The sequence below is a fragment of the Klebsiella sp. BIGb0399 genome (genome assembly GCF_003752615.1).
GTDB classification, from domain to species: domain Bacteria; phylum Pseudomonadota; class Gammaproteobacteria; order Enterobacterales; family Enterobacteriaceae; genus Klebsiella; species Klebsiella lignicola.
Map to the genome: position 1 here is coordinate 1,207,267 of NZ_RKHT01000005.1, position 20,787 is coordinate 1,228,053.

At 61.8% G+C, this 20,787-nt stretch carries 20 protein-coding genes; 7 read left to right on the top strand and 13 right to left on the bottom strand.

Translation table 11 applies throughout. The features are described 5' to 3' along the window. Window positions 1–27 precede the first annotated feature (27 nt). On the top strand, window positions 28–624 hold the full coding sequence (locus EDF82_RS06095) for a cysteine dioxygenase (RefSeq protein WP_123754673.1): 597 nt from the start codon (window positions 28–30) through the stop codon (window positions 622–624). Window position 625: 1 nt separating this feature from the next. Continuing rightward, window positions 626–2,206: a rhodanese homology domain-containing protein gene (locus EDF82_RS06100; protein WP_123754674.1), complete on the top strand. Its 1,581-nt coding sequence runs from the start codon at window positions 626–628 to the stop codon at window positions 2,204–2,206. Between the two features lie 16 nt (window positions 2,207–2,222). Here the strand turns inward: EDF82_RS06100 and EDF82_RS06105 are convergent, their stop codons facing one another. The 8 genes from EDF82_RS06105 to EDF82_RS06140 form a co-directional block, all read right to left on the bottom strand. Continuing rightward, window positions 2,223–2,948, bottom strand: a complete 726-nt coding sequence (locus tag EDF82_RS06105; protein WP_123754675.1) for a polyphenol oxidase family protein — start codon at window positions 2,946–2,948, stop codon at window positions 2,223–2,225. A gap of 114 nt (window positions 2,949–3,062) precedes the next feature. Then, window positions 3,063–4,259: a 3-(3-hydroxy-phenyl)propionate transporter MhpT gene (gene mhpT, locus EDF82_RS06110; protein ID WP_123754676.1), complete on the bottom strand. Its 1,197-nt coding sequence runs from the start codon at window positions 4,257–4,259 to the stop codon at window positions 3,063–3,065. A gap of 71 nt (window positions 4,260–4,330) precedes the next feature. After that, window positions 4,331–5,347, bottom strand: a complete 1,017-nt coding sequence (gene mhpE / locus EDF82_RS06115) for a 4-hydroxy-2-oxovalerate aldolase (RefSeq protein ID WP_123754677.1) — start codon at window positions 5,345–5,347, stop codon at window positions 4,331–4,333. Further along, the gene (mhpF, locus tag EDF82_RS06120; protein WP_123754678.1) at window positions 5,344–6,294 is read right to left on the bottom strand and encodes an acetaldehyde dehydrogenase; all 951 of its coding nucleotides are present in this window, start codon (window positions 6,292–6,294) and stop codon (window positions 5,344–5,346) included. The genes mhpE and mhpF overlap by 4 nt, the downstream gene beginning before the upstream one ends. After that, on the bottom strand, window positions 6,291–7,106 hold the full coding sequence (gene mhpD, locus EDF82_RS06125) for a 2-keto-4-pentenoate hydratase (protein WP_123754679.1): 816 nt from the start codon (window positions 7,104–7,106) through the stop codon (window positions 6,291–6,293). Before mhpD ends, mhpF begins: the two co-directional genes overlap by 4 nt. A 9-nt stretch (window positions 7,107–7,115) precedes the next feature. Beyond that, window positions 7,116–7,982: a 2-hydroxy-6-oxonona-2,4-dienedioate hydrolase gene (gene mhpC / locus EDF82_RS06130; protein WP_123754680.1), complete on the bottom strand. Its 867-nt coding sequence runs from the start codon at window positions 7,980–7,982 to the stop codon at window positions 7,116–7,118. A 17-nt stretch (window positions 7,983–7,999) separates the two neighbouring features. Next, window positions 8,000–8,944 carry a 2,3-dihydroxyphenylpropionate/2,3-dihydroxicinnamic acid 1,2-dioxygenase gene (gene mhpB / locus EDF82_RS06135; protein WP_123754681.1) on the bottom strand — a complete coding sequence of 315 codons (945 nt, stop codon included), beginning with the start codon at window positions 8,942–8,944 and terminating at the stop codon, window positions 8,000–8,002. Between the two features lies 1 nt (window position 8,945). Beyond that, window positions 8,946–10,610 (bottom strand): bifunctional 3-(3-hydroxy-phenyl)propionate/3-hydroxycinnamic acid hydroxylase, encoded by a 1,665-nt coding sequence (locus tag EDF82_RS06140; RefSeq protein ID WP_123754682.1) that lies wholly within the window; start codon window positions 10,608–10,610, stop codon window positions 8,946–8,948. Between the two features lie 190 nt (window positions 10,611–10,800). Between EDF82_RS06140 and EDF82_RS06145 the strand changes: the two genes are divergently transcribed. The 4 genes from EDF82_RS06145 (at window position 10,801) to EDF82_RS06160 (ending at window position 14,511) form a co-directional block, all read left to right on the top strand. Next, the gene (locus EDF82_RS06145; protein ID WP_123755495.1) at window positions 10,801–11,607 is read left to right on the top strand and encodes a DNA-binding transcriptional regulator; all 807 of its coding nucleotides are present in this window, start codon (window positions 10,801–10,803) and stop codon (window positions 11,605–11,607) included. A 99-nt stretch (window positions 11,608–11,706) separates the two neighbouring features. Then, window positions 11,707–12,768, top strand: a complete 1,062-nt coding sequence (locus EDF82_RS06150; protein WP_123754683.1) for an ABC transporter substrate-binding protein — start codon at window positions 11,707–11,709, stop codon at window positions 12,766–12,768. Further along, window positions 12,758–13,762, top strand: coding sequence for an iron ABC transporter permease (locus EDF82_RS06155; protein ID WP_123754684.1), 1,005 nt, complete (start codon window positions 12,758–12,760; stop codon window positions 13,760–13,762). The genes EDF82_RS06150 and EDF82_RS06155 overlap by 11 nt, the downstream gene beginning before the upstream one ends. After that, window positions 13,762–14,511 carry an ABC transporter ATP-binding protein gene (locus EDF82_RS06160; RefSeq protein ID WP_123754685.1) on the top strand — a complete coding sequence of 250 codons (750 nt, stop codon included), beginning with the start codon at window positions 13,762–13,764 and terminating at the stop codon, window positions 14,509–14,511. Before EDF82_RS06155 ends, EDF82_RS06160 begins: the two co-directional genes overlap by 1 nt. On the opposite strand, the gene EDF82_RS06165 is transcribed toward EDF82_RS06160, so the two are convergent. The 4 genes from EDF82_RS06165 to EDF82_RS06180 all read right to left on the bottom strand — a co-directional run bounded on the left by EDF82_RS06165 (window position 14,495) and on the right by EDF82_RS06180 (window position 19,398). Then, complete coding sequence (locus EDF82_RS06165; protein ID WP_123754686.1) at window positions 14,495–15,235, bottom strand: substrate-binding domain-containing protein; 741 nt, start codon at window positions 15,233–15,235, stop codon at window positions 14,495–14,497. The two genes, EDF82_RS06160 and EDF82_RS06165, sit on opposite strands and share 17 nt — an antisense overlap. Window positions 15,236–15,292: 57 nt before the next feature. After that, window positions 15,293–16,129 (bottom strand): shikimate dehydrogenase, encoded by an 837-nt coding sequence (locus EDF82_RS06170; protein WP_123754687.1) that lies wholly within the window; start codon window positions 16,127–16,129, stop codon window positions 15,293–15,295. Between the two features lie 11 nt (window positions 16,130–16,140). Then, window positions 16,141–17,463: an MFS transporter gene (locus tag EDF82_RS06175; protein WP_123754688.1), complete on the bottom strand. Its 1,323-nt coding sequence runs from the start codon at window positions 17,461–17,463 to the stop codon at window positions 16,141–16,143. Window positions 17,464–17,544: 81 nt separating this feature from the next. Then, the gene (locus tag EDF82_RS06180) at window positions 17,545–19,398 is read right to left on the bottom strand and encodes a bifunctional sugar phosphate isomerase/epimerase/4-hydroxyphenylpyruvate dioxygenase family protein (RefSeq protein ID WP_123754689.1); all 1,854 of its coding nucleotides are present in this window, start codon (window positions 19,396–19,398) and stop codon (window positions 17,545–17,547) included. A 123-nt stretch (window positions 19,399–19,521) separates the two neighbouring features. Here EDF82_RS06180 and EDF82_RS06185 point away from each other — a divergent pair, with 123 nt between their 5' ends. Next, window positions 19,522–20,169: a TetR/AcrR family transcriptional regulator gene (locus EDF82_RS06185; protein WP_123754690.1), complete on the top strand. Its 648-nt coding sequence runs from the start codon at window positions 19,522–19,524 to the stop codon at window positions 20,167–20,169. Window positions 20,170–20,195: 26 nt separating this feature from the next. Here the strand turns inward: EDF82_RS06185 and fumD are convergent, their stop codons facing one another. Then, on the bottom strand, window positions 20,196–20,411 hold the full coding sequence (fumD, locus tag EDF82_RS06190) for a fumarate hydratase FumD (protein WP_123754691.1): 216 nt from the start codon (window positions 20,409–20,411) through the stop codon (window positions 20,196–20,198). Window positions 20,412–20,787 lie beyond the last annotated feature (376 nt).

Consider the following 20,787-nt stretch of genomic DNA (forward strand, 5'->3'; position numbering starts at 1 on the left):
GACCAGTCCCTCTGACAGGAACCGCTCATGACCGCACCACGACTGGAAAAATTACGTCATTTTATTCAAGAGGTTGATGCTCTGCATCGCGAGTTCAGCCTCCCCTCGCCGCTGCTCGACGCGGTAGCGCAGCGTCTGGCTCTGCTGGTAAAACACGACGACTGGCTACCGGAAGAGTACAGCCTGCCGCATCCTCATCACTATCAACAATACCTGCTGTACGCCGATGCCGGGCAACGCTTTTCGATCGTCAGTTTTGTCTGGGGACCGGGGCAGTCAACGCCGATTCACGATCACCGGGTGTGGGGCGCCATCGGCATGCTGCGCGGCGCCGAGGAAAACCAACGCTATCGCCTGGATGACGCGGGGCTGCCGGTGGTGGACGGGATTGCCGCGCGCCTCTCCCCCGGCGAAGTCGAAAAAGTCTCTGCCGAGGACGGGGATATTCACCGGGTCAGCAATGCCCTTGCCGACGGGGTGTCCATCAGCATCCATGTCTACGGCGGCAATATCGGCGCCGTGAAACGGGCCGTGTACACCCCGGAAGGCCTCGTCAAACCGTTTATCTCTGGTTACTCCAATCGCCACCTTCCCAATCTTTGGGATTTTTCGAAGGATAATTAATATGCCCGTTTATCTGTATCGCCAGGCCGCGGAAGTGCGCCAGGCCCTGCTCGACCACCGTGAAGTGGCGTTGATTGATGTGCGTGAAGAGGCCGATTTCGCCGACGCGCACCCGCTGTTCGCCGCCAACCTGCCGCTGAGCAAGCTGGAACTGGAGATCCACCGTCGGGTGCCGCGCCTGACTACCCCGATCACCGTTTACGATAACGGCGAAGGTCTTGCTGCAACGGCGTACCAACGCCTGCGTGAGTGGGGGTATCAGGACGTGGCGTTACTGGAGGGCGGCCTGAGCGGCTGGCAGCGCAGCGGCGGCGAGCTGTTCCAGGATGTGAACTCCGCCAGTAAAGCCTTCGGCGAACTGGTAGAGAGCAGGCGCCATACCCCTTCGCTCACCGCCGAGGCGCTGAACGCGTTGATCGATGCCCGGGAGCCGCTGTTAATCGTTGATGCCCGGCGCTTCGATGAGTATCACACCATGAGCATTCCCGGCAGCATCAGCGTTCCGGGGGGCGAGCTGGCGCTGCGCATTGAGGGTCTGGTGAACTCAGCCCAGACGCCGATCGTGGTCAACTGCGCGGGCCGGACCCGCAGCATTATCGGCGCCCAGTCGTTAATCAACGCCGGCCTGCGCAACCCGGTCTACGCCCTGCGTAACGGCACCATCGGCTGGACCCTGGCCGGGCTGCCCCTCGAACACGACCAGCAGCGCCGCTATGCCAACGAAACGCTGGCCTCAAGCGCCCGCCTGCAGCAGGCTAACCAGCTGGCGCAACGCGCCGGTGTGACCTTCATCGATCTCCCGACGCTCCAGCGCTGGCAGCAGCAGCCGGATCGCACCACCTACCTGTTCGACGTTCGCAGCCCCCAGGAGTATGCCGATGGTCATCTGCCGGGCAGCCTCAGCGCCCCTGGCGGCCAGCTGGTACAGGAGACCGATCACCACGCCAGCGTTCGCGGGGCGCGGATTGTGCTACTGGATGATGACGGCGTGCGCGCCGCGATGAGCGCCTCGTGGCTGGCGCAGATGGGTTGGGAAACCGCGGTTCTGCATGGCCTGACCGCCGCCCACTTTAGCGAACGCGGCGTGCCGGCCGCCAGCGTGCCGCCGGCGCCGCAGGCGGATGAGATCGACGACGAGCAGCTGGCGGCGCAGCTGCTGACGCCGGGCACGGTGGTGCTCGACTTCACCACCAGCGCCAACTACGTGGCGCGGCATATCCCGGGGGCTTACTGGCTGGTACGGTCGCAGCTGAAACAGGCGCTGGAGACCATCCCGCCCGCCAGTCGCTACGTGCTGACCTGCGGCAGCAGCCTGCTGGCACGTTACGCTGTCACCGAGGTAGCGGCGTTGACCGGCAAACCGGTGCAGGTGCTGCGCGGCGGAACCAGCGCGTGGATTGCCGCCGGACGCCCGCTGGAACAGGGTGAAAGCGGCCTCGCCACCCCGCGTCGCGACCGCTATCGTCGGCCCTATGAAGGCACGGATAACCCCCGCGAAGCGATGGTGGCCTATCTGGAGTGGGAGTATGGCCTCGTCGACCAGCTGGCACGCGATGGCACCCACGGGTTTACGGTGATCTAAGCCAGCATCCGGGGCATCAGGCGTCGCGCATAATCCACGAGTACTGGAAGGTTTTCTGGGCCGGGAAGTGGGTGCGACGCCGGAACGATCCCAGGGATTGCGGCGTGCAGTAGGTGCAGCTCCCCAGCCATTCGACGTTGCGCTCGGGCACGCCGGCGTGGTCGAGCAGTAGCTGGCCGAACGCCCGCAGATCGAACCACTGATTATCCGGCCCCGTGCCGCGGGCTTGCGCAGCGCCAATGGCGTGCTCATCCCGCGGCGCAAACAGCCGCTCCCGGTGCCGGCTGGCCAGTTCGCCAGCCGGCGTTGCCAGAAGCTGCGGATAAAAATCCGGAGTCACTTCATAGCAGCAGGCCTGAATATGCGGCCCGATCGCTACCACCACCTCTTCCGGCGCCACGCCCTGTTGCGCAAAGCAGGCAAGGCTATTGGCGATAATGCCGTTTGCCGCACCGCGCCAGCCGGCGTGGACGCTACAGACGAAGCGCCCGTCGCGGGAGGCCATCAGCATCGGCAGGCAGTCCGCCGTCACCACCCCGACCTTTTGCCCGCTGCATTCGGTGAAAACCGCATCGGCGTGCGGACGTTCCGCCTGCGGCGCCTGGTAGTGATGCACCACATTGCCATGCACCAGCTTCACCGGCGCCATCTCGTGATAGGGAAAGACGGCGGTTTCATGGACGTCGAGGAAGGCATAGCGAATGCCGGGAATATCGCTCAGTAAACGGGAGTGAAAGGACATGGCGGCAGAGAGTATCGATGGAGGATGATTTACCCTAGGTCAAAGTCTGCCGCAACGCAAGATGCAAACCGGGTAATGCCGGCCCGCCAGCAGGTGCCGGGCCGGGTAGATGGTTCAGGCGAGCGACTGACGCCGTTGGCGGTTCATCAGCCAGAATACCGCCACACCAGCCAGCAGGATCCCCGGCGCGGAGGCGGCCATCACCCCCACGGTGCCGGTCCCCAGGGCCAGCATTTTGCCGGCCAGCAGCGGGCCGCTCATCGCCCCAAGCCGCCCGACCGCCAACGCGGTGCCGACGCCGGTGGCGCGAATTTCAGTGCGATAGAACAGCGGCGCCAGGGCATACAGCACGCTTTGTCCCCCGGTGGCAAACAGCCCGGCAACAAAACCGGAGATCAACATCGCGGTCAGGGTGGATGCGCTGCCGAGCGCCAGCAACGACGACAGCATGCCGCTGTAGATAAGCAACGACATCAGTAGCGGGCTGAGCTTGTCCATCAACGCCCCCAGCAGCAAGGTGCCGAAGGCCGCCCCCAGCTGCAGCACAAACATCACGCCAGCCGCCTGGCTGCCGCTGAACCCCTGCTCAACCAGCAACATCGGCAGCCAGTTGATCAGCATGTAGACCACCAGCAAGGTGAAGAAATAGCACAGCCACAGCAGCAAGGTCGCGGAAGCGTTGCCGGGTGCCAGCAGCGTGCGCAGCGGTGCCGGTTGCGCGCCGGTGTGAAAAACGGCGGATTCCGGCAGCCAGCGCACCAGCATCGGCACCAGCAGCAGCGGCACCACGCCGCCGACCCAAAATACCGTCTGCCAGGCCGACGCCAGCCCCGAAAAGCCCAGCGCCGCCGCCAGCGCGGCGCCAATCGGTACGCCGCAGTACATCAGGCTCACGGCGGTACCGCGAAAACGCGGCCCGGCGGCTTCAGAGGTTAAGGCGATGAGGTTCGGCAGCGCCGCCCCCAGCCCTACGCCGGTCATCAGGCGGGCCAGCAACAGCGTCGGGAAGCTCCACGCCAGCGCGGTGGCGATTGAAAACAGGCCAAACAGCATCACCGAGACAATCAGCACCCGCTTACGGCCATGGCGGTCGGCGAGCATCCCGCCCACCAGCGCGCCGGGCAGCAGGCCGAGGATCCCGGCGCTGAAAATCCAGCCCATCTGCATTTTATCCAGCGAGAACGCCTGGGCCATGCCGACGGCGGCAATCCCGGCGGCCTGCAAATCTAGCCCCTCCATCAGAGCAACCATAAAACAAAGCCCGATGGTTAACACCAGGCGTGAAGCCGATCCAGAGGTCGTTGTGGTCATAAGAGTACCTGTGCGATAGGAGTAACAGAGCAGGTGAATGGCGGCTGATACGTTGCCAGCCGCCTGTTGTTTTATTTCGCGCGGTTCAGCAGATCCAACGCCACATCGACGATCATATCCTCCTGACCGCCCACCATCCGGCGCTTGCCCAGTTCAACGAGGATATCTACCGCGCTGAGGCCGTAACGCGCCGCGGCCACTTCGCTATGGCGCAGGAAACTGGAGTAGACGCCGGCATAACCCAGTGCCAGGGTTTCGCGATCGACCCGCACCGGGCGATCCTGCAGCGGGCGCACCAGCTCATCGGCGGCGTTCATCAGGGCGTACAGATCGGTGCCGTGATCCCAGCCGAGCTTATCCGCTGCGGCGATAAAGACCTCCAGCGGCGCGTTCCCGGCACCGGCCCCCATCCCGGCGAGGCTGGCGTCGATACGGTCGCAGCCCTCTTCCACGGCGGCCAGCGAGTTCGCCACCCCGAGGCTCAGGTTATGGTGCGCGTGGATCCCGGTCAGGGTTTCCGGCTTCAGCTCCGCCTTCAGGGCGCGGAAGCGATCGCGAATGTCGTTCATGTTCATCGCCCCGCCGGAATCAACGACGTAGATGCAGGTGGCGCCGTAGGACTCCATCTTTTTCGCCTGCTGCGCCAGCTGTTCCGCGCTGGTCATGTGGCTCATCATCAAAAAGCCGACGGTATCCATGCCCAGCTCGCGGGCAAAGGCGATGTGCTGCGCGGAAACATCGGCTTCCGTACAGTGGGTCGCGACGCGTACCACCCGCGCCCCCGCCTGATAGGCCTGTTTCAGGTCGTGCAGGGTGCCGATCCCCGGCAGCAGCAGCGTGGCGATTTTGGCCTGCGACACCGATTCCGCCGCCGCCTCAATCCATTCGATATCGCTGTGGGCGCCGAAGCCGTAGTTAAAGCTCGACCCTTGCAGGCCATCGCCGTGGGCCACTTCGATAGAATCGACGCCGGCCTGATCCAGCGCACGAGCGATCTGGCGTACGTTATCCAGCGAATACTGATGACGGATGGCGTGCATCCCGTCGCGTAAGGTCACGTCCGAGATATAAAGTTTCTTACCGTTCATGCGTTGTCTCCCGCCGCGTCGTTCATTGACTGGGCCATTTTCTCCGCCGTTGCCAGCGCCGCCGAGGTCATAATATCGAGGTTACCGGCGTAGGATGGCAGGTAGTGGGCGGCCCCTTCGACCTCCAGATAGACCGAGGTTTTCAAGCCCGAGAAGCGGCCGATGCCCGGCAGGTTGACCGGGTTATCTTGCGCAATCACCTCAAACTGCACCCGTTGCTTCAGGCGGTAGCCCGGCACGTAGGCCTGTACCGCTGCCGCCATGTCGTTGATCGACGCTTCGATCGCGTCCTGCGATGCCGCCTCGCTAAGGACATACACCGTGTCGCGCATCATCAGCGGCGGCTCTGCCGGGTTGAGGACGATAATCGCCTTGCCCTTCGCCGCCCCGCCGACTTGTTCAATCGCCTGGGAGGTGGTTTCGGTAAATTCGTCGATGTTGGCGCGGGTGCCCGGCCCCGCCGATTTACTGGCGATGGAGGCGATAATTTCCGCGTAGTGAACCTTCGCCACCCGTGAGACAGCCGCCACCATCGGGATAGTGGCCTGCCCGCCGCAGGTCACCATATTGACGTTGTGCTGGTCGAGGTTATCCGCCAGGTTAACCACCGGCACGCAGTACGGGCCGATTGCCGCCGGAGTCAGGTCGATGCAGCGGATCCCTGGTTTCGCCTCGCGCAGCGCGGCGTCGTTTTTGATGTGCGCGCCGGCGCTGGTGGCATCAAAGACAAAATCGATATCGGCGAATTCCGCCATCTGCATTAACCCGCCCACGCCTTCGTGGGTCGTCGCGACGCCCATCCGGCGGGCCCGCGCCAGGCCATCAGATTGCGGGTCGATACCGACCATCACCGCCATCTCGAGGTGCTGCCCGTGACGCAGGATCTTAATCATCAGGTCGGTACCGATATTGCCGGAGCCGACGACCGCCACTTTACGTTTACTCATGCCACCTCTCCTTTATCTACCGCGTCGGTCGCCACAAAAGTGGCGGCAACCGAACCAATACCTGCAATGTGCGCCTCGAAGCGATCGCCTTCGTTAATCGCCACCATCGGCCCCAGCGCCCCGGTCAGCACGATATCGCCGGCGCGCAGCGGCTCCCCAAGAGTGGCCATTTTGCGTGCCAGCCACACCGCGGCATTCAGCGGATGGCCGAGGCATTCACTGCCGAGTCCGCGCGAGACCTCTTCCTGATTACGGGTCAGGCTCATGGTGCAGTTTTTCAGATCCAGCCCCGCCGGATGCCGGGCCGGACCGCCGAGGACATACACGCCGCAGGAGGCGTTATCCGCCACGGTATCGACAAAGCCTATCGACCAGTCGCGGATCCGGCTGCCGACCACTTCCAGCGCCGGAAGCACCCACTCAATGGCGGCATACAGCTCATCGAAGGTGGTATCGACGTGGGGCAAATCCTGTTTCAGCACCAGCGCAATTTCCGCTTCCACCTTCGGCTGGAGCACCCGGGAAAACGGCACCAGGGCGTTATCGCCATAACACATATCGGCAAACAGCGTGCCGAAGTCGGGCTGATCGACCCCCAGCTGCTGCTGCACTTTCGGGTGGGTCAGGCCCACTTTGCGCCCGACGATCCGCCGCCCGTGGGCGACGTGGTGCTCGACGTTGAGGCGCTGGATAGCGTAGGCAGCGTCGGCGTTATCCACGCCAATCAGCTCGCGCAGCGGCTCAATGGCCTGGCCGTGAGTCTCGGCATCGCGCAGTCGTTGCGCCAGTTGTTCGAGAGAAAATGTGCTCATTGCGGCTCCTTATTGGCGCGCCAGGAAATCCAGCACCAGCTGGTTGAAACTGTCGGCGTGTTCCCACTGCGCCCAGTGGCCGCAGTCGCGATAGATATGCAGTTCGGCACCGTTGATCCCGGAGAGCAGACGCAGGGCGGCATCCATCGGGACGAAGCGATCGTTGCGCCCCCAGACGATCAGGGTCTGAGCGGCGATCTCGCCCAGCCGTGGGCCAAAGTCCGGGAACTGCTTCGGGTTAGCCTCAAGGCTTTTCACAAAGCTTTCGAGGTGATCCCGGCGCGACAGCATGTTGTTCAGCCGCGCTTCAAACAGCGCTTCGGTCAGATCGCGGGTGTCGAAGACGAAGATGTTCATCATGCGCTTCAGGTTTTCGATGGTCGGTTCACGATACAGCGCATTCAGGAGCTTGATCCCTTCGGTCGGCATCGGCGTGAACAGGCTCATGCCGCCGGTTCCGCCGCCCATCAGCACCAGTTTGCCGACGCGCTCCGGCCAGCTCAGGGTGAAGGCCACCGCGCTGTGCCCGCCCATCGAGTTCCCCAGCAGATGGACCTTGTCGATCCCTAACTGATCGACAACCTGCTTGAGGATCCGCGCGTTGAGGTCAGAGCGGGAACCGGTGTTGACGATAGTGTCGCTTTTCCCCCAGCCGGGGCAGTCCAGCAGCAGCACGCGGTAGCCTGCGGCCACCAGCGGGTCGATATTGCGGCTAAAGTTAGCCCAGCCGGTGGCGCCCGGTCCTGAACCGTGCAGCAGCACGACGGTTTCAGCGCCGTGGCCACAGTCGTTAAGGTGAACGCGCAGCGTACTTCCGCCTTCTTCGACGGTCAGAAAACGGCTGGTTGCGGCTTCGGTCTGCGGTTGATAAGTCATATTTCTCTCCTGATGATTCAGTTCCGGGGGGTGGCGCTCAGTGAGCCAAATCCGGCAATCCATTCCGGTATCGGCCGGTAGTAGCGCCCTTCGCAGCGCCAGTCGCCAAACGCGGACAGCGCCGCAAAGGCCGCCACCCAGGTTTTAATTTCGTGGGTTGATTTGCCGGCCATCGCCGACAGTTCGTCATTGCTGACGGCGTCCAGCTCCGTCAGCCGTCCCTGCTCCAGCAGGCTCATAAAGCGGTTGTCCCAGATCGGGTTCAGCGGATAGAGCGAGTTCTGATCGTCAACGAACTGCTTCGCGGCGCTGATCACCCGATGCTGGCGCCGTTCACGCTCTTCCGGCGGCAGCTGCCTGCCGCTGCCGAGCAGGCGATCGCGCATATGGGCATCGGCCTTCGCCAGCTCCGGCACCGGCGGCTGGTGCGACAGACCGCCGGATCCCAGAATCAGCACCCGTTTGTTGAGGGTGGTGAGGAACTGCCCCATCGCCTCGCCCATCATGCGGGTGCGCTGGAATCCCGGCAGCGGCGTGGCAACGCCGTTAATAAACACCGGTAGCACCGGCACGTTATCGAGTCCGCCGAGCAGGAACTCCAGCGGCTGTGCGAAGCCGTGATCCACCTGCATGCAGTAGGAGACTGCGAGGTCGATGCCGCTTTTCATCACTGAATGCGCGCAGGCTTCCGCCAGCGCCGCCGGCACCGGTAAGGTCCCGCTGGCGCTGGAGAAATCGCCAATCGATGTTGCACCAACCCCTAAGCAAAACGGCGGCATCACATCGTAGAAAAAACCGTTGTAGTGGTCGGGGGCAAACAGCACCACCAGTTCAGGGTTGAACGCGGCGATCCGCGCCCGGGCCGCGGCGATCACGCCGTTCACTTCGTCGAGTACCGCCGGTTCCGGGTCAACATAGCCCACCAGCGGGGTGTGAGAGAGACAGTGCAAATAGGCATTCATATCAGGCCACCTTGTTGATAGCAGCGGCGTCACCGACCGGCGCCAGACTCATTTTGCTTGCCAGACGGTCCAGCTTTCCGCCGAGGGTTTGCGGGATAGCCACCGTCGCCACGAAACGGTCAGGCCGCACCACCGCGATGGCGGTGTCGTATTCAGCAAACCAGCTTTTCAGGCGGTTTTGCGTGTCGCCGACGCGCAGCACTCCGGCGAAATTATCCTGCTGGCGGTGAATCTGGACCTCCGGCACCACCTGGATAAAGCGCACCCCGACCGCATTCCACTGGGCGATCTGCTCGCGATTCAGCCCCCATTGCGGGTTACAGCCCCAGGCGATAATCGCGAAACGGGCGCCGAGGACCTCATCCAGCAAGGTGACCGTGCCGTCTTCCAGCGTCACTTTTGGCTGGATGAACATTTTCCCCACCGGCGAGGTCTGGCTTGCGCCTTCCGTCAGCAGCGCCCCGTCGCGGTACTGCGGCATCGGCTTAAAGCGCATTTCAAGGAAGTAACGCTTCACCGGCGGAACGTAATTCAGCAGCCAGGTGATCCCATCGCGCAGGGTGCCGTGCCAGCGTTTTGGCGGCGCCAGCACGTTGCCGGCGGTGACCGAGAGGTCAATCATCGCTTTGGCATGGTCGCGTCGCTCCTGCTGATAGCTGTCGAGTAAGCCGCTCCCCGCCTTGCCGTTGACCACCAGCGCCAGTTTCCAGGCGAGGTTAAAGGCATCGCGCATCCCGCTGTTGTAGCCCTGCCCCTGCCACACCGGCATGATGTGCGCGGCATCGCCCGCCAGCAGGATACGGTCCACCCGGAAGCGTTCGGCGATACGGGCGTTATGGGTGTAGACGCGCTGGCGGATCAGTTCGACGTTGTCCGGGTCCGGCAGCACTTTGCTCAGCAAGTTGCGCATATTCTGCGGTTCGCTCAACTGTGCTTCGGTTTCGCCCGGCATCACCATAAATTCGAAGCGGCGCACGCCGTGCGGCAACGCCGCCGAAACATACGGGCGTACCGGGTCGCAGCACAGATAGACGTGCGGCGTCGCCAGCGGATCGTTGGCAATATCAATGACGATCCACTGGTTGGGAGCGGTTTTGCCTTCAAAGGGGATATTTAAGCTGCGGCGAATCAGGCTTCCGCCGCCGTCGCAGGCCACCAGCCAGTCGGCCTGAACCGTTTCGCGCTCGCCTTCCGGCCCTTTCAGATTTAGGGTCACCGCCTGCGCCGACTGGCTGAAGGCTTCGACTTCGCGGGAAAACAGGCAGCGCACGTGGGGAAAGCGTTGCAGCCCTTCGTACATCACCGCATCGACCTGCGGCTGAATAAAGGCGTTACGTCGTGGCCAGCCAAACTCGTCGGTCATCGGCTGGATATCGGCGAAGCAGCGGCCTTTCGGCGTCAGAAAACGCATCGCGTGCCACGGGGTAGTATGCGGCAGCACGTTCTCCACCAGCCCGATGCCCTGCATCGCCCGCAGCGATTCGTCATCAATACCGATGGCGCGTGGGTAATCAATCAGCTTATCGAGCTTTTCGACTACCAACACGCTGACCCCCATCTGGCCAAGGTAGTTGGCCATCATCAGGCCGACCGGACCCGCGCCGGCGATGACCACCTGGGCGGTGTGCTGTACAGCAGGTTGAATATCCGGATTTGATGTTGTCATTTCAGAACCTCACGACTCAGACAAAGTGCCGTCGCGTCGGAAACCGGGCGTCGCACAATTTGTTAATCAGATGTGAATGTATTTTTATAGTGAGGCCAGTATAGGCAGGGGGTTTTGCGCTACAATCAAAACATCGCCTGATGTGCACCAGGTGCACAACGTTGTTTATCTGGATATTTATCGAGGGAATATGCGAGAAAATAGCGCAGCAGATTACAAAACGGTGCGCGGTTTAACCCGCGGGTTATTGTTATTAAATTTGTTAAATAAATTCGACGGAGGGGCCACGGTCGGCACCCTGGCGGAGTTTAGCGGCCTGCATCGCACCACCGTCAGACGATTGCTGGAGACGCTGCAGGAGGAGGGTTATGTCCGCCGCAGCCGCTCGGATGACAGCTTCCGTTTAACCATCAAAATCCGTCAGTTGAGTGAGGGATTTCGTGACGAGCATTGGATTTCTGCCCTCGCGACGCCCCTGCTGGGCGAGCTACTGCGGGAAGTATTGTGGCCAACGGACATCACCACGCTGGACGTCGATGCGATGGTGGTGCGCGAAACCACCCACCGTTTTAGCCGCCTCTCCTTTCACCGGGCGATGGTCGGGCGCCGCCTGCCGTTGCTGCTGACCGCCTCGGGATTAACCTGGCTGGCCTTCGCGCCGGAGCACGAACGTCAGGCGATGATCGAGCTGCTCGCGGCCCGCCCGGAAGTGGAATACCAGCTGGCGCGGGAGCCAGCCAGGCTAGCCGCGATCCTCGAACGAACGCGCCTCAACGGTTACGGCGAGAACTTCCGCGGCTGGCAACAGGAGGAGAAAATCGCCTCCATCGCCGTGCCGATCCGCCTCCAGCAACGGGTGATTGGTTGCCTGAACCTGGTGTATATGGCCAAAGCGATGACCATCGAGCAGGCCGCGCAGAAATATCTCGCCCCGCTGCAAAACGTCGCCAACCAGATTGAGGCGCGGATGGCCGAAGAAGAAGTTTTTTACGAGTAAAGTTGTTCTGAACGGCTATATCGGTCGCTAAAAAATTGCTTCCTGCATCGCTATATATTCTAATACACAGCGATTCTTCTTACGCAACCGAGCCTTCTCATGCCAACTCTCTCCCGTCTGTTACCAGGGCTGACGCTGATCGGCGCCTGCCTGTTTGCCAGCCATGCCTTTGCTGAACGTACCGTCACCGACCAACTCGGCCGTGAAGTGACCATTCCGGACCATGTGACCCGCGTGGTGGTGCTCCAGCACCAGACCCTGAACCTGCTGGTGCAGCTCAACGCCGCCGACGATATCGTCGGGGTGATGAACAGCTGGAAAAAACAGCTCGGCCCGGCATTCGCCCGCTTTATGCCGGGTATCGAACAGCTGCCGATGCCCGGGGACTTAACCCAGGTCAATATCGAAAGCCTGATGGCGCTGCACCCGCAGGTGGTGTTTGTCGCCAACTATGCCCCGCCGGCGATGATTCAGCAGATTCAGAACGCCGGGATCCCGGTGGTGGCGGTGTCATTGCGCCAGGATGCCGCGGGCGAAAAAAACAAGATGAACCCGTCGATGGCCGATGAAGAGCAGGCCTATAACCAAGGGCTGACGCAGGGCATCCGCCTGATTGGCGAGGTGGTCGAGCGCCAGAACCAGGCGCAGGCGCTGATTGACTACACCTTCGCGGCCCGCAAAGCGGCCAACGCTCCGGTGGCCGATATTCCTGACGACCAGCGGGTCCGCGTGTATATGGCCAACCCGGACCTCAATACCTATGGTTCGGGCAAGTATACCGGGCTGATGATGAAACACGCCGGCGCCTTAAACGTCGCGGCGGCAACGGTCAAAGGGGCGCGTCAGGTCTCACTGGAACAGGTGTTGCAGTGGAATCCGCAGGTGATCTTTGTGCAGGACCGTTACCCGCAGGTGGTGACGCAGATCGTCAACGATCCGCAGTGGCAAGGCATTGATGCGGTGAAAAACCACCGCGTGTGGCTGATGCCGGAGTATGCCAAAGCCTGGGGCTATCCGATGCCGGAAGCGCTGGCGATCGGTGAACTGTGGATGGCGAAAAAGCTCTATCCTTCCCGCTATCAGGGGGTCGATGTTGACGCCCGCGCCGCAGATTACTACCAGCGGTTTTATCGCGTGAAATGGACGCCGGATGCGCAGTAATCGTCATTCGGCCCTGCTACAGAGCGGGCTGGCGCTGGCGACCCTGGTGATTGCCCTCGCTTCGCTCTGCGTCGGCCAGTATCACCTGAGCCCCGCCGCGGTGATAACCCAGCTGACGCAGGCGCCGCCCGGGGACGGAATTGCCGGGCAGATCGTCTGGTCGGTACGCCTGCCCCGGGTGGTGATGGCGCTGCTGGCCGGTGGCGCATTGGGGCTGTGCGGGGCGACGCTGCAGGGCGTGTTCCAGAACCCGCTGGTCGACCCGCATATTATCGGCGTCACCTCCGGCTCGGCGTTTGGCGGCACCCTGGCGATTCTGCTGGGGCTGGACACTCTGCTGATGATGGCCTCCACCTTTGGTTTTGGCCTGCTGGCGCTGATGCTGGTGTATCTGATTGCCGCGCTACAAGGACGGGAAAATACGCTGGTGTTGATCCTCTCCGGGATCGTCCTCAGCGGCTTTTTCGCCGCCCTCGTCAGCCTGATGCAGTATCTGGCCGACAGCGAAGAGACGCTGCCCAATATCGTCTTCTGGCTGCTGGGCAGCTTCGCCACCGCCAACTGGCACAAAGTGGCGATGATGGCGCCGCCGATCCTGATTACCGCGGCGATCCTGCTGGCGCTGCGCTGGCGGATTAATCTGCTGGCGCTGGATGAGAAAGACGCCCGCGGTCTCGGCGTGCCGGTGACCGCGCTGCGCCGTGGCGTGTTGGTGTGCTGCGCCGTGCTGGTTGCCGCGCAGGTGGCGGTGAGCGGCAGTATTGCGTGGGTCGGGCTGGTGATCCCCCATCTGGCACGACTGCTGGTGGGTGCCGACCACCGTCGGCTGCTGCCGACCGCTTTCTGTCTCGGGGGCGGCTTTATGATCGTGGTGGATGACCTGGCGCGCTCGCTGACCCAGGCGGAGGTCCCGGTGGGCATCATTACCGCCCTGCTCGGCGCCCCGCTGTTTACCTGGCTGCTGGTGCAGTCCCGCCGCCGGAGTGCCGCCTGATGACGCCCTCTCTTAGCCTGTCGGCCCTGCAGTTTGGTCATCGTCAGCCATTGTTTACCCCGCTCAGCCTGCAGTGCCAGCATGGCGATATCTGGGCGATACTCGGCGCCAATGGACGCGGCAAAAGCACGCTGCTCGACACCCTGACCGGGGTACTGCCGCCGCTGGCGGGCAGCTTCCAGCAACAGGGCGGCGTGGCGATCGTCCCGCAGTCGTTCCGTCCGGCCTTTAGCTGGCAGGTCGCCGATGTGGTGCTGATGGGTCGCGCCCGTCAGGTCAATCTGTTCGCCCAGCCCGGCGACGACGATCGTAGGCGAGTCCACGAGGCGCTGAACCAGTTGGGGATCGCCTCTCTGGCAACCAGCGCCTTTCGTTCGCTCTCCGGCGGCCAGCAGCAGATGGCGCTCATTGCCCGGGCGCTGGTGGGCGACAGCCAGAATATCCTGCTGGATGAGCCCTGCTCGGCGCTGGACCTCTCCAATCAACAGGTGGTGCTGCAGCTGATCAGCGACCTGGCCTATCGCCAGTCGCGCACGGTGCTGTTCACCACCCACGATCCAACCCATGCCCTGCAGGTCGCCAGCCATACTTTGCTGCTGTTGCCGGACGGCGAGTGGCTGGCCGGGCGCTCTGAGGCGGTGCTCAGCGAGCGCCACCTGCAGCGCGCCTACGGGTTACCGGTGCATAAAATCGAGCGCCCTGATTCCGGGGGCCCGCTGCTGGCGCCGCAGTTTACGATTCGCCGTTAGCGGGTAAAAAGCCGGCGCTGCGCAGGAACTGCTGGCCGTCGGCGCCGAGGATAAAGCGGCATAACTGCTGCGCCCCGGCGCTCGGCTGGGTCATCGTCAGCAGGTATTCCGCCTGTACATTCCAGGGGGCGGGGATCGCCACCGTGCGCAGGTCGTCTCTGGCCGTCATCTGGCGGGCGTAATGGGCATAGCCGATAAACAGGTCGGCTAAATCTTCACCGATCAGCCAGCCACCGGCGGTCTCCCCCGGCGGCACGCTGAGCGAGGTTCTGCCCCCTACCAGCTGCTGAGCGCGGGCCATCAGCGCGCGCCCGACGCCGGGGAAGTCGGCCTCAATGCGGGTAAACAGTTGCCAGGTATAGTCGCCGGAAGGGTCGCAGCCTGGCGTCGAGGTTGCCAGCCTCAGCTGCGGGTTGCTGAGCAGCGCCAGCCAGTCGGCCTCGTCAGTCGATGCCTGGCGTCGGGCGGTCAGCATCAACTGATTGCGGGCAAAGGGATGACACTCCCCCGCCAGCCCGGCCTGCTGCAGCGCCAGAGGGTGTTGGCTGTTGGCGGAGGCAAACACCGAACAGCGTTCGCCGGATTCAATGCGCTCGCGGAGCAGGCCTGCAGGACCAAAACGGGCCTCGACCTGAATACCGGTTTGCTGATGGAAACGTGCCAGCAGCGGGATAAATGCCCCTTTCAGGCTCCCCGCAGCCAGCAACACGACGGAAGATGTCATAAGACGCTCGCTGAATACCCGGAAACAAAACGCTATGTTACCCGGGCGCTATGCGATTCAGTAGTCAATTTGCGCCAGTTCGCGCAACTGTTCCGGCGTCGCCACCGGCAGATGGAAGAAACGCAGGTAGGCAGGGATCATTTCGAACAGCATATCGGTACCGCGCTGGATCGGGCAGCCTCGGGCCTGGGCGGCCTGCAGCAGCGGCGTGTACTCCTGGGTCATCACCACTTCGCCCACCCAGGTGCCGGGGGTCAGCCGCTGCGGATCCACGGGCAGCGGATCGCTGGCCTTCATGCCCAACGGCGTGGCGTTGACCACCAGGTCATGGCCTTGCGGATCGCACTGCATCAGGCTGATATCCAGCGTCGGATAGTGTTGCCATAGCCGGTCCGCCAGCGCTTTGGCGGCCTCCTGGCGGCTATCGAACAGCGTCAGGGCGCGCACTCCCGCCGCCGCCAGCGACGCGGCAATGGCCGAGCCGACGCCGCCGCAGCCAATCACCAGCGCCCGGGTACCCGCCGGCTGAAAGCCTTTCCGGCGGATGCCGAGGACAAAGCCGTCGCCGTCAAACATATCGCCGCTCAGGCTGCCATCCGCTTCGCGGCGAATGGCGTTGCAGGCCCCGGCAATCATCGCCGCCGGGCTGAGGTGATCGACCAGCGCGCAGGTGGCAATCTTGTGCGGCATGGTGACCAGCGCGCCGATGATGTTGGTCATCGTAAACAGCGCCGGCACCAGGGTCGCGTACGCCTCCGGCTTCACCCCCGTGGGCACCACTTTGACATCCACCTGCTGATGGTCAAACCACGGGTTGTAAATCATCGGCGCTTTAAAGCTGGCGGTCGGATAGCCCAGATGGGCGATCAGGCGCGTATTACCACTAATTATCATCCCCTGCTCCTTTACTGCGATAACTCAATACGTTTGACATCGCCCAGAATAAACAGATACGCCACCACGCCGAGCAGCGCCGCGCAGCCGATATAGACCAGTGCATAGAAGAAGCTGCCGAAGGCCGCCACGATAAAACCGATCACCAGCGGAGTGAGGATCCCGGCAAGGTTGGCGCAGAAGTTAAACAACCCGCCGGTCAGGCCGCCAAACCCCTTCGGCGCAATGTCAGAGATCAGCGTCCAGCCTAAGCCGACCATCCCCTGGCCAAAGAAGGCGAACGACATCACCAGAATGACGGCCAGATCGCTGGTCAGCCAGTTGGCGGAGATAATGCTGCTGGCCATCAGCAGGCCGGCGACGATCGGTAATTTACGCGCCAGGTTGGCCGAGCCGGTGGCTTTCAGCAGTTTATCGGAGACCCATCCGCCGAACATGACCCCGCCGGCGGCGGCAAGAAACGGCAGAATGGCGAAGAACCCGACCTTCAGCCACGGCATATGACGTTCGGTCGCCAGATAGGTCGGGAACCAGGTCAGGAAGAACACCAGCACCGAATTGCCGGCGAACTGGCCAATGCTGGCGCCGAGAATCTGCCGTTTCGCCAACAGCTGACCCACAACCGACCAGCTGAACGCCACCTGCTGGTCGCTGACCGTCGCCAGGCCGCCGCCGTTGACGATATGATCGCGCTCCTGCTGGCTGAGGCGTTTGTCTTCATGAGGCTCGCGATAGCAGCGCCACCACACCAGCGCAAACAACACGCCCGCCACGCCGACGCTGATAAACAGCGCGCGCCAGCCGAAGCTGCCCATGATCCAGAACAGCAGCGGCGAGAAGCAGGCCAGCCCAAGATATTCGCCGACGGTATACACCGCCGTGGCCTTGGCCCTCTCCTGCTGGGGGAACCATACGCTGACCACCCGGCTGTTGACCGGGAAGCACGGCGCTTCGCTGACCCCTAAGCCAAAGCGGCACAGCAGCAGCGTTTTCAGGCCGATGGCCATGCCGTGAAACAGGGTAAACAGCGACCACAGGGTTAACGACAGAAAGTAGGTGATCTTGTTGCCGAAGCGGTCAAGGAACAGGCCGCCGGGAATTTGCGCCAGGGCGTAGGTCCAGGCAAAGGCCGAAAAGACGATCCCCATGACCGCCGCGTCGATACCCAGTTCAGAGGTTAAGCCGGGGGCGGCAATCCCGAGTATCGTGCGGTCGAGATAGTTAATCATTGTGCCGACGGCCAGCAGCGCGAGGATCCCAATGCGCCGCCGGGAACGCGGAACGGTAGCCGCGGCGTCCGCCGCCGCCGTCGGGTTATGGCTGTACGAGTTCATAGTCGTTTCCTGTCGTAGGGTGCAGATGAATGTTGTTGTTATGTTTGGGTTGTTATTTTTAATGAACCATTTGATACAAAACTAGCTGTACTGCATCGCCGAAAGACGCACGGCCGCGTTCGCCGCGCCATACAGCGCGTAGCCGCCCCGCCTTTCGGTCAATTCGAAGAAAAAGCGCCCCGCCGAGAAGGGCCGGGTGTACAGATGCAGGAATTCGCCGTCGTGCGGCCCCCGGTCATAGAGGATCTGCAGGCGTTTCAGGGTCTCCACGTTGGCCGCGTCGCCAAAGCGCGCCAGCAAATCGTCGTAGTAGTTTGCCGGGATCGGCAGCGCGTTCAGCGACACCTGCGGCAGGTCGTCAAGGGTAGCCGGCAGGTCGTGGCAGGCGAACGCCGCATGCTGCAGGCCCGCACCCTGGTAACAGGCGACGGAGCGGGCAATCTGGGTCGCGCGGCTCTGCGAGATATTCAGCGCCAGGCGAATATTGCCCTGCGGGCTGTGCACCGCCAGGCTGCGTACCAGGCCGTAAGGGTCCGGCAACGTCTGCTCATGCTCCAGCGTGAAGCCGAAAACGCTGCGGAAAAACATCACCCAGTTGTCGCGTTGATCGGCTTCCATGCCCAGCGCCAGGTGGTCGATACCGCTGTAGTCATGGCGCAGCGTCGGGCTATCGGACAGATGGAAATCGCGGGCGTAGATATCGTCCCCGGCTTCGATGAGGTAGATCAGGCTACCGTCGGGGGCGCAAATCGCGGGTATCGGGCTTTCATTGGGTCCGGCATCGCCCTGCCAGGTGGCGTAGCCGTAGGCACGGGCCCGTTCAACAATCGCGGCGCTGTGGCTCACGCGCAGGGCCATGGCGCACAATGAGGCGCCGTGACGCTGGTGAAAATGGTCGGCCCAGCTGTGGGGCTGATAGTTAACGATCGCCCGCGCTCCGCCGTTGCGCCACAGCGCTACCTGCTTCGAGCGATGGCGCCCCTGCTGGCAAAAGCCGAGCTGCGTCAGGCGCTCGCCAAGCGCTTTCGCTTCCGACGGGCTGGCGGCAAATTCGATAAACTCCAGTCCGAGGTACTGCGGCAGCGCTGCCGGTGCAAACAGCTGTGCGTCGCTGTGCCCCAGCAGCAGGCGGGTCTGCTCTTCCAGCCACTGCAGCGAACGGTAGCCATCTTTGGCGGTGGCGCCGTTTGGCGAGGCGCGGAAGCTGTCATTGAAGATCTCCAGCGACCACGGCCCGCGATAGCCGCAGCGGGTTAACTCGCAGGCAAACTCCACCAGCGGCAGCTGCCCCTGTCCAGGGAAGCAGCGGAAATGGCGGCTCCATTCGAGCACGTCCATCTTCATCAGCGGCGCATCGGCCAGCTGCAGGAAGGTGATCTTGTCGACCGGGACATCTGACAGACCCTGCAGCGTGTCGCCGCGGGCCAGAATATGGAAGCTATCCAGCACGATCCCCAGCGCCGGGCTGTCGACGCTTTTCACCCGCTCCCACGCCTGATGCCAGCGGTTTACGTGAGTGCCCCAGGCCAGCGCTTCATAGCCGATGACAATCTTTTCCTGCTCGGCCAGCTGCGCCAGCGCCGTTAAGTCCGCTATCTGCAGCGAGACGTCCGCGGAGCAGTCTGGCTGGACGTTGCTGCACAGTAGTAAGGTGTCACAGCCCAGTTCATGCATCAGCTCAAATTTGCGCTTCGCCCGCTCCATGTTGGCGGCGAACTGGCTGCGGCTTGCCCCTTCGAAATCGCGAAAGGGTTGAAAAAGCGTGATTTTTAGCCCTAAATCCGCTGCCAGATTACGAATATCCGTCGGCGTACCGGTATAATAGAGCAGGTCGTTTTCGAAGATTTCGACGCCCTGATAACCCGCAGCCGCAATAGCATGGAGCTTTTCGGGCAAGGTGCCAGAAATCGAGACGGTGGCAATGGATCGCAGCATAAGTCCTCGTGTCATCAGTCGACGTGAGCACTGAATATGTATCATTTGGTTCACTCACGCCACATAAGGTTGCAAAATTGTGATCGTTATGTGTATTTTTTTCCATTGGAAAAAGGAGTCGTTATGTCTGTCGTGGATCACGTGGATCAAGATGAAGCGCAACCGCTAAAGGAGCGGATTTTTGCCGCCGCCATCGTCGTCTTTGCCGAACATGGCTTGTCCGGGGCGCGAATGGAGCAAATTGCAACCGAAGCGCAGACAACCAAGCGGATGGTGGTGTACTACTTCAAAACCAAGGAACAGCTGTACCAGGCGGTGCTGCAACACGTCTATGCGCGCATTCGCGAAACCGAGCAGCAGCTCGGGCTGGAGCACCTGCCGCCGGTAGAGGCGCTGGTGCAGCTGGTACGCTGGAGCGTGCGCTATCACGCCACCCATGCGGACTATATGCGGGTTATCTGTATGGAGAATATGCAGCGCGGGAAGTGGCTGAAGTCGTCAGGGCAGTTAAAGCCGCTGAACCGTACCGCCCTGTCGATTCTGGAGGATATTCTCCAGCGCGGACAGCAGCAGGGTGTTTTTCAGGAGGGGCTGCAGGCACGGGATGTCCACCGGCTTATCAGCAGCTTTAGTTTTTATCAGGTCTCGAACTTTTACACCTTCAATAGCCTGTATCTCGACGATCCGCTGCCGGCCATCGACGATGAAGCGATGGTGGCGCACCACTGCGATATCGCGGTGAAAGCGGTGGTTCGCTTTGTGATTTCCTGAGTGCCTTTTAGCGTGATGCCGGCTGACTACTCATGGCCGGACAACGCATGAACCACTTTCTCCATGGCGGCTCTGGTCAGTTCGCTGCGCGCAATTTTCGGGTTGGCCAGCGCGGTGCGAACCACCCCGGCAATGACAATGTGTTTCGGCTCCTGGCCCAAATCGCGCATTTCCAGCACCACTTTCCCGACAACCCGGCACATTTCCTGATACAACTCGTCGTCTTTGGCTTTATTTCCCATTCTTTTTTGCTCATAAATTATCATTATCAATCAAATCATTATTGATAGGATTTTGGGATAAATCAAACTCCCCTCCTTTTTTCCCGCCAACGGACTATTTTTATTGCTGAACCGTGACAGGCAACCCCTGATAGCCATCAGTTAACTGTGCGACTGGTGGAAATTTGTGTTGCGAATACGATTGCTATTAGTGTGAGTTTTGTTACATTTTTATGGCATATAATGAAACGCTGTTTTCATTTTCTTTTTTTGTTTCAGCGTCGTATAATGCCCACCGATTCTTTCTTGAATGGTTTCAGCGCATTGGACTGCACAACTAAACGCATAAAATACTGCTCCTTTTTATGGGCTGAACCGCCAGCACACTTTCTTCTGC

What these genes read in the sequence shown, in the direction of transcription:
- EDF82_RS06095 (WP_123754673.1), top strand. Translation starts at nt 28, where the DNA reads ATGACCGCACCACGACTGGAAAAATTACGTCATTTTATTCAAGAGGTT.
- EDF82_RS06100 (WP_123754674.1), top strand. Translation starts at nt 626, where the DNA reads ATGCCCGTTTATCTGTATCGCCAGGCCGCGGAAGTGCGCCAGGCCCTG.
- EDF82_RS06105 (WP_123754675.1), bottom strand. Translation starts at nt 2,948, where the DNA reads ATGTCCTTTCACTCCCGTTTACTGAGCGATATTCCCGGCATTCGCTAT.
- mhpT (WP_123754676.1), bottom strand. Translation starts at nt 4,259, where the DNA reads ATGACCACAACGACCTCTGGATCGGCTTCACGCCTGGTGTTAACCATC.
- mhpE (WP_123754677.1), bottom strand. Translation starts at nt 5,347, where the DNA reads ATGAACGGTAAGAAACTTTATATCTCGGACGTGACCTTACGCGACGGG.
- mhpF (WP_123754678.1), bottom strand. Translation starts at nt 6,294, where the DNA reads ATGAGTAAACGTAAAGTGGCGGTCGTCGGCTCCGGCAATATCGGTACC.
- mhpD (WP_123754679.1), bottom strand. Translation starts at nt 7,106, where the DNA reads ATGAGCACATTTTCTCTCGAACAACTGGCGCAACGACTGCGCGATGCC.
- mhpC (WP_123754680.1), bottom strand. Translation starts at nt 7,982, where the DNA reads ATGACTTATCAACCGCAGACCGAAGCCGCAACCAGCCGTTTTCTGACC.
- mhpB (WP_123754681.1), bottom strand. Translation starts at nt 8,944, where the DNA reads ATGAATGCCTATTTGCACTGTCTCTCTCACACCCCGCTGGTGGGCTAT.
- EDF82_RS06140 (WP_123754682.1), bottom strand. Translation starts at nt 10,610, where the DNA reads ATGACAACATCAAATCCGGATATTCAACCTGCTGTACAGCACACCGCC.
- EDF82_RS06145 (WP_123755495.1), top strand. Translation starts at nt 10,801, where the DNA reads ATGCGAGAAAATAGCGCAGCAGATTACAAAACGGTGCGCGGTTTAACC.
- EDF82_RS06150 (WP_123754683.1), top strand. Translation starts at nt 11,707, where the DNA reads ATGCCAACTCTCTCCCGTCTGTTACCAGGGCTGACGCTGATCGGCGCC.
- EDF82_RS06155 (WP_123754684.1), top strand. Translation starts at nt 12,758, where the DNA reads ATGCGCAGTAATCGTCATTCGGCCCTGCTACAGAGCGGGCTGGCGCTG.
- EDF82_RS06160 (WP_123754685.1), top strand. Translation starts at nt 13,762, where the DNA reads ATGACGCCCTCTCTTAGCCTGTCGGCCCTGCAGTTTGGTCATCGTCAG.
- EDF82_RS06165 (WP_123754686.1), bottom strand. Translation starts at nt 15,235, where the DNA reads ATGACATCTTCCGTCGTGTTGCTGGCTGCGGGGAGCCTGAAAGGGGCA.
- EDF82_RS06170 (WP_123754687.1), bottom strand. Translation starts at nt 16,129, where the DNA reads ATGATAATTAGTGGTAATACGCGCCTGATCGCCCATCTGGGCTATCCG.
- EDF82_RS06175 (WP_123754688.1), bottom strand. Translation starts at nt 17,463, where the DNA reads ATGAACTCGTACAGCCATAACCCGACGGCGGCGGCGGACGCCGCGGCT.
- EDF82_RS06180 (WP_123754689.1), bottom strand. Translation starts at nt 19,398, where the DNA reads ATGCTGCGATCCATTGCCACCGTCTCGATTTCTGGCACCTTGCCCGAA.
- EDF82_RS06185 (WP_123754690.1), top strand. Translation starts at nt 19,522, where the DNA reads ATGTCTGTCGTGGATCACGTGGATCAAGATGAAGCGCAACCGCTAAAG.
- fumD (WP_123754691.1), bottom strand. Translation starts at nt 20,411, where the DNA reads ATGGGAAATAAAGCCAAAGACGACGAGTTGTATCAGGAAATGTGCCGG.